Below are 13444 nucleotides of genomic sequence, written 5' to 3' on the forward strand. Positions count from 1 at the left end.
TCTTACTGGCCGTAAGGATCGGCGGCATCGCGCAGGCCGTCGCCGAGGAAGTTGAAGGCCAACACCGTCAGCACCACCGCGACGCCCGGTGAGAGCAGCCATGGGGCGAGCGAGATGGACCGCAGGTTCTGCGCGTCCTGCAGCAGCACGCCCCAGGAGACAACCGGCGGCCTCAGCCCGAGCCCGAGGAAGGAGAGCGCCGTCTCGCCGAGGATCATTTCCGGCACCGCCAGCGTCAGCGCCGCGATGATGTAGGAGGTCATCGCCGGCAGCATGTGCTTGGTGATGATGCGGTATTCGGAGGCGCCGGCAAGGCGCGCGGCCATCACGTAGTCCTCGTCGCGGATGGCGAAGAACTGCCCACGCACCACCCGCGCCAGATGCGTCCAGCCGATGAGCGCCAGGATGAGGGTAATGAGGACGTAGACGAAGACCGGATCCCAGGCGATGGGCAGCGCCGCGGCGAGCCCCATCCACAGCGGGATCGTCGGCACCGACCGGATGAACTCCATCAGGCGCTGGATGCTGGCGTCGACCCAGCCGCCGAAATAACCCGAGATCGAGCCGAGGGTGAGGCCGAGGACAAAAGCGAAAGCCACCCCGACAAGCCCTGCCGAGAGAGTGACGCGCGCGCCGTGGATAAGGCGCGAGAACACGTCACGGCCAAGACCATCGGTGCCGAGCAGATTGATCTTGGCGCGCCGGTCGTCGACGCCGAAGAGGTGGATGTCGGTCTCGAAGAGGCCAAGCAGGTTGTATTCGTCGCCCGAGACGAAGAACTGGATCGGCAGCGGCTTCTCGAAGTCGTCCTCGTAGAGGACGCGGGCGGTCACCGGATCGCGTTCGCGCTTCAAGGCGTAAACGAAGGGCCAGGTGAGTTGTCCATTGTGGACGATGCGCACCGCAGTCGGCTGCGAGAAGGTCAATAGCCGCTCGATGCCGAAGGGATTGTAGGGCGCAACGACGTCGGCAAAGATCGCCATGAAGGCCAGGATCACCAGGAACCACAGCGAGATCATGGCAAGCACATGCTTGCGGAAACGCCACCAGACCAGCGTCCACGGCCTGGCGGTGTAGAGGTTCTCCTTGGCGGCGGCCGGGGCCGGCGTGGCGACGGGATCGAGGGCCTGATCGGTCATGGCACGGTCCTTACGCGTAACGGATGCGTGGGTCCGACCACGCGAGGAGAACGTCGGACACCAGCGTGCCGACGATGGTAAAGACGCTGAGGATAAGTATGAAGCTGCCCGCCAGATACATGTCCTGCATCTGCAGCGCCTTCAGCAGCAGCGGACCGGTGGTCGGAAGGTTGAGCACCACGGCGGTGATGATGTCGCCGGAAAACAGCGCCGGCAGCGCCCAGCCGACGGTCGAAATGAACGGGTTCAGCGCCACGCGTACCGGATAGTTCCAGACCACCTGACCCTCGGAGAGCCCCTGGGCATAAGCCGTCTCAACATAGGGCTTGCCCAGTTCATCGAGCATGTTGGCGCGCATGACGCGGATGAGGCCGGCCGCGCCGCCGGTGGCCAGCACCAGGATGGGGATCCACAGGTGAACGAGCAGGTCGACGACTTTGGCGGCGCTCCAGGGCGCCGTCTGAAACTCGGGTGAGAACAGGCCCCCGACGTTGAGATTGAGATAGACGAAGCTGATCCACATCAGGACGAGGGCGAGCAGGAAATCCGGGATGCCTTTGCCGAGGAACCCGAAAACGGTGAAGATGTAGTCGAACACCGAATACTGTCGCGTGGCCGAATAGACGCCAACCGGGATAGCGATTGCCCAGGTGAACAGCATCGAGAGCGACGAGATGGCCAGCGTCAGCCCCAGTCTGTCCCAGATCAGGGTACTGACGGGAGCGTTCCACTCGAGCGAGTGACCGAAGTCGCCGTGAAGGACGATGTCGGAAATCCAGCGCCAGTACTGGACGAGGACGGGGTCATTAAGCCCCATCTGCTGACGCATGGCCTCTTCCTGGACGGCGGTGATGTACTCGCCGCCGTGACGCAGTTGCGCAGCATAGGCGGTGACGTAATCGCCCGGCGGCAGCTGGATGATGATGAAGGAAATCAGCGATACGAAGATCAGCGTGGGGATGGCCCAAAAGGCCCTCCGGAGGATGAAGCCGATCATGATGTCTCCCTACCTCATGCAGGCCGCCTGCCCCGGGGAATGGCAAGAGGGAAGGCGGGACGGACTATGGTCCGCCCCGCTCCGATGGCGTGTGCTACTGGTCCATCCACATCTGCTGGGTCTGGCCGAGGCCGATGCCGCGCGCAACGTCATCGGAGACCAATCCGGCCCGCATGTTGTGGAAGTTGTTGCCGACGATGTTCGGAACGGTCGACTCGCCGACCACGCCGATCACAAAGCCATTGGTCACGAACGTCTCGATCATCTCATTGACCGCCGCATCGGCCTCTTCGATGCTGCCGGCGGTCGAGGCGACGTCCCAGGCCGCCCACATGTCGCGGATCGGATGATCGGCCGGCGGCTCGACGCCCGACTCGCCGTCGGTCGAGTACCAGACGAAGTACTGGTGGCCGTAGCTGTCGCTGCCCATCATGTTGCGCGGATCGGCCGGCACTACCGAGAGGCGGTCGAACGGGGTCCACTGCATCTGGAAGTCGTTGTTGTCGCGGTTCGAGTCCCACTGGGTACGGTCGATGATGCGCGGCAGGAGCTCGATGCCGACATCGGCGAAATTGTCGGCCAGCAATTCGAGGGTATTGCCCCAGGCGGCGTCGTTGGCCTCGACCACCAGTGTCAGGCGCTGTCCGTCCGGCCGCAGGCGATAGCCGTCGGCATCGCGCTCCGAAAGACCGGCGCTGTCGAGCAGCTCTTCGGCAAGGTCCGGATCGTATTCCGTCCAGTGCTGCTCGAGCTCGGCGTTGAAATAGGGCGATCCAGTGATCGGGGATGCCTGGCGCGGTTCCGAAAGACCCGAAAAGGCCACTTCGTTGACCAACTCTCGGTCGATGGCGACGCTCAGCGCCTGGCGGAAATCGATATTGGCGAAAAGCTCGGCCAGGACCTCGTCCTTGGTCGTCAGGTTCGGCACCAGCGACATGGTGTCGGCGCTGATCCAGTCGACGGTGTGATAGTTGCCGCGCTCCTCGTTCTCCTTGTAGAACGAATAGTCCTGCAGGCTCACATAGCGCCCCTGCATGTCGATCTGCCCCTGGACGACCATCAGGTTGAAGGTTTCCTGCTGCTCGAACAGCTTGTGCTCGATGCGATCGATATAGGGGAGCTGGTTACCCTCCTGGTCGACGGCGTAATAATAGGGGTTGCGCACCATGGTGACGATGTCGGCGGGCGCCGGCGTCTCGATCTTCCAGGCGGTGATGACCGGCAGGTCGGGGTTCGACCACCAGGCGGTGATGATGCCTTTGGACCCCCAGAGGTCGGTCCACTTCTCGACACTGTATTTGGCGGCGGCGGCCGTCAGCTCGTCCTCCGAGGCATATTTGTCGTTGAACTGGGAGAGGTAGTGCTTGGGGAAGAGAAAGCTCGGCCGATCGAGGCTCGGCTCACCGGTGGAATCCTTGGCGAGGATCGTCAGGAAATAGACGTAGGGCTCCTCGAATTTGACGATGAACGTCTTCTCGTCGACGATTTCGACCGTCAACGGCTTGCCGCCCGGCGAGAAGGTCGGATCGATTGTCGGATTGATCGCCGGATTGAGGAAAATGTCCTCGTACCAAAAGCGCACATCCTCAGTAGTGACCGGGTGTCCGTCCGACCACTTCAGGCCTTCGAGCAGGGTGAAGGTGAATTCCGTCGAAGTCTCGTTGACCGAGTAGGTTTCGATGTAGCCCGGCACCAGCTCCAGGCCGCCGTCTTCCCCGGGCGCCCATTTGAGCACGCGCTCTTCCATCAGCTTGGTCGGCCCCCAGCGGTCGCCAGGGCCCTTATAGGCGCGCTGCCAGGTGCCGCCATACTGCCCGACCTCGACGGCCTCGATGACGGTCGGGTTGGCAGGCAAGCGCTCGTCAACCGGTGGAAGCGTGCCGGCCTCGACCTGCTCGGTGAGCATCGGCGATTCCTGGAATGCGAGAGCCGCGGGAACGAGGCAGGTCGTCAAGACCAAGCCTGCAGCGAGTGCAGTCGATAGACCGGTGGTGAACTTCAATGGAACCTCCCTGGATCAGCGATATGGTGCGAGCCGGGCTTCAACCGGCAATTCACCCAGCATTTGCGGGAAACTTTGATGAAAATATTTTCATCGAACCTCCCACATTCCTGCTCGACATTGGATCGGACTGCGCGGTTTACCCCCGCTTTTCCGCCTGAACGCGAGCCTGTGGACCGAACCATTGCGCTAAAATCGCACCAAATCAACGGGAAAATTCTTTCACGACCACTCTTTTTCACCGTTTGGTTACATCTATGAAATGGAACGGATGTGCTGAACGAGAGAGAAATGGAACAAAGTCAGCAGTTTGCGGTCCCGGACTGCTGCGGCTCCTGATGGCTGCAATCGGGTACAAATTTTTGCTGAATCAGCGGGGCGATGTGCCCGCCGGGCCTGGCGCCACGCTCGCGCGCACGATCAGCCTGCATCCGAGCTCCAGGCGATGCGACGCGCGGTCTAGCCGGTTGCTCGTCACCCGCTGCTCGATGAGATGGAGCGCTGCCGGCCCCATCTGATCGAGCGGCACGTTCACGGTGGTCAGGCTCGGCGTGGTGAATTCACCGGGCGCCACGCCATCGAATCCCATGACCGAGATATCGCTGGGGATCTTATATCCGGCTGTCTGCAGGCCCCGCATCACGCCGAGGGCGAGATTGTCGGCGGCGCAGAAAATGGCCGTGATCTCCCCCAGCCCCTTGTTGGCAACAAGCCATTCGCCGATCGCCTTCTCGCCGAGATGCGGTTCGTACCCCTCGGCAAAGAGGAACTGCGCATCCTCGCGCGGCAGGCCGTTGTCGACGAAGGCGTCGACGAAACCATCGCCACGGCGCCGAATAGTGGCCCGGCCGCGCCAGGTGATGTGCAGGATCTTGCGGTGGCCTTGCCGGATCAGCCAGTCGGTCGCCAGCCGCGCGCCGAACCGGTTGCCGGGCGTCACGCTGTCGAGCTGCATCGAGCTGTCCTCGCCATTGATCAGCACCGCGGCGACCCCCGCGCCGGCAATGCCCTCGACAAGCTCGCGCCTGTCGACGTTGAGCAGGATAATGCCGCCAGCCTTCTCGCTCCGTGCCGCCTCGACGATGGCCTTGGCGGAGTTCGCAAGGCCTTCGAGCGGGAAAGGTACCAGCCTGATGCCCCTCCGTTCACTCTCCTTGCCGAGCGCGCTCAGCACAGTCCAGGAGACGAAGTTGAGATTGTTCTGCGGCAGGGTGTCCGGCGGTACCGCCAGAAGGATCGTGTCGAGGGCAGTGATCGAGGCTTTGGCTTGCCGGTGCGCCAGATAGCCCAATCGCCGCGCCGCCTCGAGCACCCGCGTCCTGACGGCCGGCGAGATAGAAGCCGTGCCATTGAGGACATGCGAGACGGTCGAGATCGACACCCCCGCTTCTCGCGAGATGTCCTTTACGCCGACCTTCCTGCTTCGCCCGTCGTCAGTCGCGGTCTTGCCCATCTGCGGCTCCTGGTTTCACCCTCGCATCAGTCTCAGGGTCTTGATCTCGAACGGCTTGAACGCAAGTAATTGACCCGCATCCACCGACCTCGGCTCGCGCTCAAGCAGGTCGACTTCGACGGCATTTGCAAAACCCGCCGGCAGCCCGACACGGCACGCAGCACGCACGCCGCGTGTCTCGCAGAGCCGCACGATGACGTCTTCGTTGTCCTCGGCAAGCTTGAGAGCCTCGAGTACGACACTCTCGCCGGTAACGGAGAGGAACGGCTCGCCTGTTCCCTCGGAAGGCCCTACCCCACCTTCAAGCACCAACAGGGGCATGTTGAAGTCCTCCGCCGCCGCCGCGACGGCGCCGATATCGCCGTCATGGACCATGACGGCGTAACGCATGCGGTGCTCGCCCTGATCGGCCTGCGGCCACGGATAGGTCGGCGAGCGCAGCAGCGTCAGGCGGATTGTGGTGTCCCTGACGTCGTACCCGTACTTGCAGTCGTTGAGGAAGGCGACGCCGAAATCGGACTCGCTCATTTCCACCCAGCGCTGCATGGAACATTCGTAACGCGCTTCGTCCCAGCTCGTATTGGCGTGCGTTGCTCGCTCGACATGACCGAACTGGATCTCGGCACGCACCTTGGCGGCGTTGATCGCCAGCGGAAAGGCGGCCTTGAGCAGCGTGTTGTGCTCGTTCCAATCGACGAAAGTTTCAACCTCGACCTGCCGGGCGTCGGCCTCGAGCGAGATCACCTGCACGATACGCGAACGCTCATAGGCCCATTCTAGGCGCAATGCGGCGCGATAGGGTCCCGTTTCGGTGACGCGGACGGATTTGAGGTCGTCGATCTCCCAGACCTGGTCCTCGAACGAGCGGTCGATGTCCCAGGCATCGAACTGAGCTGGCCTGTCGCGATAGGCCTGCAGGCGATTGCCCACGGCGCCGTCCTCGAGCACCTGCCGACCCGTCTTGCGGTCGAGGATCGAGGTCACGCGACCGGCATCGTCGAAGCGGATCTCGATATGGGCATTGCCGAGATGGCCGGTCGAGACCGAAAGCTCGCCCTTCGCCGGCGCCTCGGCCAACGGCATCGCGGCGAGAGCCGGAACTGAGACGACGCGCGCGACGCACGCCATGCGCCCGTCGGCATGCTCGATCGGCTGTCCGGTACCGTCGCGGGTCTCGACGAGCCCCGAGCGATCTCGGCCGGCAACGTTGAACACAACCGCCTGCCCGGCCGGCGCCAAGGCCTGGCCAAGTTGCGCGCGGAGGGCCTCGGCCTGCTCGAAGAAGCGCTGATAGTCGCGGTCGCTGTCGTCGTAGACCGCGCCGATCGACGAGCCGGGCAGGATGTCGTGGAACTGGTTGAGCAGCACGATCTTCCAGAGCGCGTCGAGCTCCTGACGGGGGTACGCGACCACGGCCCTGACGGCCGCAATGGTCGCCAGAGTCTCGATCTCGCGGAGAACCGTCTCGGCGCGGCGGTTGTTGGCCTTGTTCTTGGCAACCGACGTCAGCGTGCCGCGATGGTATTCGAGGTAGAGTTCCCCGACCCAGGTCGGGAAGTGGTTCGGCTCGGCCGCCATCCGCGCCAGCAGCCGATCGAAGAACGGCCGCATCGGCTCGTGGCTGACCTTGGGGCAACCGGGAATGCCGCGCTCCATGCGCCGGACATTCTCCAGCATCTCGCGCGTCGGCCCGCCTCCGCCGTCGCCATGGCCGTAAACGAGGAACAGCTCGTCGTTGATCGGCTGCTGTCCGTAGCGCTTCCAGGCGCCCATGACGTGGGTCGGCTTGAGGTCTGGGCAGTATGTCGTGCCGATGCTCGTTGCCGTATAGGGCTGGGTGGTGAGGAAATAGGCTGGCACTTTCGTGCCGTCGATCCCTTGCCAGTGGAAGGTTTCGTAGGGCATGCGATTAGTGTCGTTCCAGCTAAGCTTGTGGGTGATGAACGTGTCGAGCCCCGACCTCTCCATGAGTTGTGGCAGGGCCGCCGAATAGCCGAATGTGTCGGGCAGCCAGAGGATACGCGGACGCACGCCGAACGTCGCCTCGTGGTAGCGCATCCCATAAAGGATATGGCGCACCAGCGACTCGCCGCTCGATACGTTGACGTCGGGCTCGAGCCACAGCGCCCCTTCGATCTCGAACTGCCCGTCCCCGACCTTCTGCCGGATGCGCGCAAAGAGCTCGGGATAGTCCTCGGCCAGGTACTCCAGCAACACGCACTGGTTGTACATGAACCGGTAGTCGGGATAGGCGTCCATCAGCGACAGCGCCGTTGCCATCGACCGCGCCATCTTCTGGCGCGTCTCGCGCACCCGCCAGAGCCAGGCGACGTCGATATGGGTATGGCCCGTGGCGACGATCTTCGGCATGGCCTCGGTATCGGCAAGTCCATAGATCGCGTCGGCGTGCCGCTCGGCAGCAACGAGGCCCTTCCGGAAGCGGTCAGCGTTGCCGGGGCGGAGGTCAAGCACGGCGAGCGCAGCCTCGACGTGCCGCAGGATAGCATGACGCCGGTTGTCATCGGCCGGCAACAGTCGCGCTACATCGCACGGCACCTTGAGGTCATAGTAGATTTTCTCGGCCAGCCGGTCGTGGGTGACCAGCTCGCAGGCAAACCCGAGCTGCCGACGGTCCTCAATGGTGCCGGCCTCAATGAGGATGTCGTACCGCTCCCCACTCCTCGCCTGTCCGGCAAGCAGCACCGTGCGATGGTTGGCATCGACCCCCTGGGCGATGCGGCCGTTGACCCGCATCAGGCATTGCGGGTCCGAGCGCCCCATGACATTGCCGAACTGCGCATCGATCCGCATGTGGACATTCATGCCGTCGAGCGTCTCCGGGATGGCGATCTCGCCGCCGAACCAGTAGTATCCGTCCGGCTCTCCCCAGATGAGGTTCGAGTCGACCGGCTCCCATTGGGTGCGATCCTCGCCGGGCACGGCAGCCCGCTCGTCATATCGGGCAGGCCGGTATCGCAGGGGAACGAAGACGCCGGTGGGCGTGAAGATGCGCTTCTTCAGCGCAGCCAGCAGGGTGTCGATCGCCTCCAGCCGCTTCGCGATGTCGCCCATGCCTCTCGGCCTCCCGAATGAAATTTATTGCATGGCTACATCGGGAAGAGCCCAAAGGAAAGAGGTTGCGGCAGCCTGCGCGGCGTTCTCCTCGTGAAAACTATTTCGTGATGCCACCCGCAAGCGGCCGGCTCAGGCGCGGCGGGCCTGCGCCTCGAGGTTCTCGTTCCTGAAACCGTGACGCTCGAGCGACCGCCCCTCATCATCGAAGAGGTAGACATTGGCTGGATCGACCGAGAACTGCGTCTCGACACCAGGCCGGATGAACAGGTGCTTGTCGAGGCGCGCGATGAGCTCGCTCTCAGTCCCCTTCAGCGTGCCGTACCAGAAGGAGGAATGCCCCATATTCTCGACCTGCCGCGCCGTGCCGGTGAGCAGCAGGTGGCCGGGAGCCGGCGCGTCGGCGCGCAGATCCTCGGCCCGCAGCCCTATTTCGACGGCATCGCCGGCCGCAAGCCGCGATCCGTCGGCATCGACCACGATCGTCTCCGGGCTGATGCCGTCGGCATGGACCTTGATCTGCCTTCTGTCGCTGGCAACGACCGTGGCAGGGATGAACCGCATGCGCGGCGATCCAACAAAGCCGGCAACGAACTTGTTGCCCGGGTGGTAGTAGACTTCGAGCGGCGAGCCGACCTGCTGCAGCACGCCGCGGTCGAGGATGACGATCTTGCTGCCGAGCGTCATCGCCTCGACCTGGTCGTGGGTGACGTAGATCATCGTGGCCGCAAGGCTCTGATGGAGGTTCGCCAGTTCCAGCCGCATGTCGACGCGCAGTTCCGCATCGAGGTTCGACAGGGGTTCGTCGAAGAGGAAAACCTGCGGCTCGCGCACCAGCGCCCGCCCGATGGCGACGCGCTGACGCTGTCCGCCGGATAGCTCGCGCGGCAGACGGGCGAGATAGTCAGTCAGGCGGAGCTTGGCCGCCGCCTCGTCGACCTTCTCGGCGATGCGCGCCTTGGGCTCGCCGCGCATGCGCATGCCGAAGGCGATGTTCTTGTAGACGTTGAGGTGCGGGAAGAGCGCGTAGGTCTGGAACACCATGCCGATCTCGCGCTCGGCAGCCGGTACGTCGTCGACGACGCGCTCGCCGATGCAGATGGAGCCCGAGGTGATGCCCTCGAGACCGGCGATGGAGCGCAGAAGCGTGGTCTTGCCGCAACCCGAAGGGCCAAGGATGACTGCGAAGTCGCCGTCATCGATGGTCAGGTCGATGCCCTTGAGAACCTCGATGGGCCCGAAGCTCTTGCGCACGCCGGTGAGAACGACTTCCGCCATAGTCCCTCCTATATGCCTTCGATCCCGCGCAGGAACTGGCGCGTGAACAGGCTGAACACGATGATGAGCGGTGCCGAGATGGTGACATAAGCGGCAAAGATCGCCCCATAGTCGACATTCTCGTTGCCGCGGAACAACAGGGCCGTCGGTCCGACCGGCAGATTGCTCTGGTCCGACATGGTCACGATCGGCCAGATCAGGTCGTTCCAGGTAAACAGCAGGTCGATGATCGCCACCGACCCCAGGCCCGGCAGCGCCAGTGGGATGGCGACGAACACCAGCACCTTCCACTCGCTCGCCCCTTCGACGCGCGCCGCATGGAAAAGCTCGCGCGGCAACCGCTCGAAGAAGAGGCGCATCAGATAGATGCCGAAGACCATCTCGAACCCGGTCCACGGAAAGACCAGCGCCGCCCAGGTGTTCATGAAGCCGAACTGCCGTATCTGCACGAAGAGCGGCACGATGGTGAGGATCCCCGGCACCATCAGCAGCATGAGGATGGCAAGGAATATCAGGTCCTTGCCGCGGAAGTTGAAGCGCCCGAACGCGTAGCCGCCGAGTAGCGACATGAAGAGCGTCAGCGCCAGCGTGAGCGAGGAATAGAGGAGGGAGTTGAGGACGGCCCGCGACACGCGCGGCCACACCTCGACATAGTTCATCCAGTCGAAGGGAAAGGTGAACCACCAATAGCTTTCGAAGAACTGCTGGCGGGTCTTGAGCGACGTCGCCAGCATGAAGATGAACGGGTACCAGGTGACGATGGCAAAGAAAACGAGCCCCGCCGTCGGCACCACCAGGCTCCAGGGAAAGCGCGGGCGCCGCACGCCCACAGCGTCACTGACCGACATCGTAGGCTCCTTTGTAGCGGGCGCGCACGGTGTAGTAGGAAAAGACCAGGCCGACGATGACCATGACGACGCCGGCCGCCGCTGCGAGCCCGAACTCGCCATATTGGAATGCGGCCCGGTAGACATACCAGCCGGGTGATTCCGTCGCCGTACCCGGTCCGCCCTTGGTCAGCACCAGTTGCGGCTCGACCGCCTGAATGCCCGAGAGCACCAGCAGCACCGCAATGAAGATCAGCGACCCGCGCAGCATCGGAATGTCGACCTCGAACACCCGGCGTAGCCGCCCGCAACCCTCAATCTCGCAGGCATCCAGGACATCCTTTGGGATACCCTCGAGCGCGGAGACGAAGACGATGAAGGAGAGGCCTGAAATGAAGGGGAACTGCACGAAGGCGATGGAGAAAAGTGCCGTGGCGGAGCTGCCGAGCCACGGCCGGGCCATGTCGGCAAGTCCGATCGCCTCCAGCAGGGAATTCAGCATGCCGTTCTGCGGCGCGAGAATGAATCCCCACAGCAGATAGATGACCGAAAGCGGCACGACCATGGGAAGCACGAAGACGATCTTCCAGAACGTACGCACCGTCGCGCTCTTGAAACTGATGACGAATTCGGCGGCAAGGAAAGCGAAGGTGATCAGCAGCACGACGCGCAGCGACGTGTAGATGACCATGTTCTTCAAGCCTTCGAGGAAAACGTAGTCGTTGAACAGGTCCTCGAAATTGCGCAGGCCCAGGAACCGGCGGATGCGGATGCCGTCCCAGTCGGTCAAGGAATAGAAGAAGGCCGCGAAGGTCGGGACGTAGCGAAAGATAATGAGGTGGACGAGCACTGGAGCCAGCAAGATCCACGGCAGATATTTGTTGACGTAGGAACTCGCCGACCGGCGTTCGCCTGTCCTCGTCCGGCTGGCCTCGACGCTGCCGCTCACTGAACTCATCTGCTGACCCTCCTGCGTCGTGGTCCGCCTGCACCTCCCTCCCCCTTGTGGGGAGGGTGGCCCGCGTAGCGGGTCGGGTGGGGGTATGCCTCGGCAGGAACCGTAGCATCGCGTTTTGCCGCGACGTCCCCCACCCTGCTCGATCACGGACTTAGCTGGCGCTAAGTCCTATCTCGCTTCCCTCCCCACAAGGGGGAGGGAGGCGAAGAACCGCAGATGCGATCCTTCCGAACGTCGTGACTACTCAGCGCACCAGGCCCATTCGTCTCCGGCCTCGAAGCACATGTCCTCGACAGCCCGTTCGAGCGCGCGCCGGTACTGCCCCTTGAGCTGCTCGGCATCCATCTCGCCCAGCATGAAGCTCTGCATCAGCCGGTTGTGCTCGGAACCAAACTTCTGGTTGAGGCGAGCGATCGGATCGGTGAGCGCCCGCTCGGGCAACTGCGCGATCTCCTGGAAAGCCTTGGCGACCGCCGGCGGCTCGACCCCTTCGATCACCGGAATGTAGCCGGCGTCGGCCGCCGCCACCCGCGCATAGTTCTGCGGGGCAGTGAAGAACCTGAGGAAATCGATGGCCGTCTCGGCCGTGCCGCGCTCGACGGTCGAGGCCGTCACGCCGAACTGACCCGAACTCGACGGCCCGCCCACGCGGTAAGAGGTGTCGTGGATGGCGTAGGGGCTTTCGTCCTTGCTGAAGGGGGGCATATAGCTTGAGCCGACCTTGAACGGCACGTCGGCAAGGCTGGGTGCCGACCACGCGCCGAGCCAGACCATGGCAACCTGTTCGTTGTAGAACATGTTGAACAGCGTGTCGTATTCGGGAATGCCGGCAAAGCCTTCCACCAGGCAATTGTCGGCCATTTCCTTGGTCAGCGACAGATAGGTGTCGAACCGCGGGTCATCTACCGAGAACTTGCCGTCCTTGACCGCCTTGGCGAACTCCTCGCGGGTGAGCTGGCGCCAGGGCAGGAACTCGTTGGCGTATTTGTCCATGTACCAGCTCTGGGCGACATCGGCGAAGGCGCCGGTGATGATGATGTCGTCGAGCCATTGATAGGTGCTCCATTCGGGCGTCATGAACACCCCGATCGGCTGGATGCCCTTGGACCGCAGCTCCTTGCAGGTCTCGATCATGTCACCCCAGTCTTCCCAACCGGAGATGTCGACGTCATTGGCGGCGAGCAGGTGCTCGTTGACGTAGAAGCCGGTTTCCACCCAGTTGGTGTTGACCTGGTACCAGTTGCCGTCACCGCCGCGGATCTGGGCCAGGACGTTCTCGAAGAAGATGTCGCCCCAGCGGTCGTGGCCGTTCTCGCCCTCCGGGATATAGGGGTTCGGCTGCTCGAGATATTCGTTGAGGGCCAGCCAGTTGTCCGTCCCTTCCGTGTTGCGCTGGTAGAACTGCTGCCAGGTGATGTCCGGCTCGTCACCGGCCGTGAAGCGGGTGGTCAGCCACGCTTGGTAGGCGTTGACGTCGGCGATGTGCGGAATGAGGTTGATCTTGACGTCAGGATGCTCCGCCTCGTACTCGGCGACCAGTTCCTGCGTCACCTTGGTGACCTCCGGATTGGTCTCGGGCGCATAGAACTGGTTGACGTACATGCTGAGATTGGTCTGGGCCATGACTGGCGAGGCCGCCATCAGGGCAATGCCGGCTGTGACAGCCGTCAGTCTGCAAGCGTTCATTGCGTTCTCCTCCTTAAACGCTCGATTGTCGG

At 63.2% G+C, this 13444-nt stretch carries 9 protein-coding genes; all 9 read right to left on the bottom strand.

Going from position 1 to position 13444, the window contains the following annotated elements; genetic code table 11:
• Positions 1-2: 2 nt before the first annotated feature.
• Complete coding sequence (locus QQK18_RS20090; protein WP_284342165.1) at positions 3-1139, bottom strand: ABC transporter permease; 1137 nt, start codon at positions 1137-1139, stop codon at positions 3-5.
• 10 nt (positions 1140-1149) lie between these two features.
• Positions 1150-2136 carry an ABC transporter permease gene (locus QQK18_RS20095; RefSeq protein ID WP_284342166.1) on the bottom strand — a complete coding sequence of 329 codons (987 nt, stop codon included), beginning with the start codon at positions 2134-2136 and terminating at the stop codon, positions 1150-1152.
• A 94-nt stretch (positions 2137-2230) separates the two neighbouring features.
• Entirely contained in the window at positions 2231-4138 is a 1908-nt protein-coding gene (locus QQK18_RS20100) for an ABC transporter substrate-binding protein (protein ID WP_284342167.1), read from the bottom strand.
• Between the two features lie 370 nt (positions 4139-4508).
• Entirely contained in the window at positions 4509-5591 is a 1083-nt protein-coding gene (locus QQK18_RS20105; protein WP_284342168.1) for a LacI family DNA-binding transcriptional regulator, read from the bottom strand.
• A 15-nt stretch (positions 5592-5606) separates the two neighbouring features.
• Positions 5607-8663, bottom strand: a complete 3057-nt coding sequence (locus QQK18_RS20110; protein WP_284342169.1) for an alpha-mannosidase — start codon at positions 8661-8663, stop codon at positions 5607-5609.
• 132 nt (positions 8664-8795) lie between these two features.
• On the bottom strand, positions 8796-9941 hold the full coding sequence (locus QQK18_RS20115; protein WP_284342170.1) for an ABC transporter ATP-binding protein: 1146 nt from the start codon (positions 9939-9941) through the stop codon (positions 8796-8798).
• Positions 9942-9949: 8 nt separating this feature from the next.
• Positions 9950-10789 carry a carbohydrate ABC transporter permease gene (locus QQK18_RS20120; protein ID WP_284342171.1) on the bottom strand — a complete coding sequence of 280 codons (840 nt, stop codon included), beginning with the start codon at positions 10787-10789 and terminating at the stop codon, positions 9950-9952.
• On the bottom strand, positions 10776-11726 hold the full coding sequence (locus QQK18_RS20125; RefSeq protein ID WP_284342172.1) for a carbohydrate ABC transporter permease: 951 nt from the start codon (positions 11724-11726) through the stop codon (positions 10776-10778). The genes QQK18_RS20120 and QQK18_RS20125 overlap by 14 nt, the downstream gene beginning before the upstream one ends.
• Before the next feature lie 240 nt (positions 11727-11966).
• On the bottom strand, positions 11967-13412 hold the full coding sequence (locus QQK18_RS20130) for an ABC transporter substrate-binding protein (protein ID WP_284342173.1): 1446 nt from the start codon (positions 13410-13412) through the stop codon (positions 11967-11969).
• Between the last annotated feature and the right edge of the window lie 32 nt (positions 13413-13444).

The organism is Devosia nitrariae (genome assembly GCF_030160115.1).
In the GTDB taxonomy this organism is placed as follows: Bacteria; Pseudomonadota; Alphaproteobacteria; order Rhizobiales; family Devosiaceae; genus Devosia; species Devosia nitrariae.

Coding starts and splice junctions, on each gene's coding strand:
- QQK18_RS20090 (WP_284342165.1), bottom strand. CDS start 1,139: ATGACCGATCAGGCCCTCGATCCCGTCGCCACGCCGGCCCCGGCCGCC.
- QQK18_RS20095 (WP_284342166.1), bottom strand. CDS start 2,136: ATGATCGGCTTCATCCTCCGGAGGGCCTTTTGGGCCATCCCCACGCTG.
- QQK18_RS20105 (WP_284342168.1), bottom strand. CDS start 5,591: ATGGGCAAGACCGCGACTGACGACGGGCGAAGCAGGAAGGTCGGCGTA.
- QQK18_RS20110 (WP_284342169.1), bottom strand. CDS start 8,663: ATGGGCGACATCGCGAAGCGGCTGGAGGCGATCGACACCCTGCTGGCT.
- QQK18_RS20115 (WP_284342170.1), bottom strand. CDS start 9,941: ATGGCGGAAGTCGTTCTCACCGGCGTGCGCAAGAGCTTCGGGCCCATC.
- QQK18_RS20120 (WP_284342171.1), bottom strand. CDS start 10,789: ATGTCGGTCAGTGACGCTGTGGGCGTGCGGCGCCCGCGCTTTCCCTGG.
- QQK18_RS20125 (WP_284342172.1), bottom strand. CDS start 11,726: ATGAGTTCAGTGAGCGGCAGCGTCGAGGCCAGCCGGACGAGGACAGGC.
- QQK18_RS20130 (WP_284342173.1), bottom strand. CDS start 13,412: ATGAACGCTTGCAGACTGACGGCTGTCACAGCCGGCATTGCCCTGATG.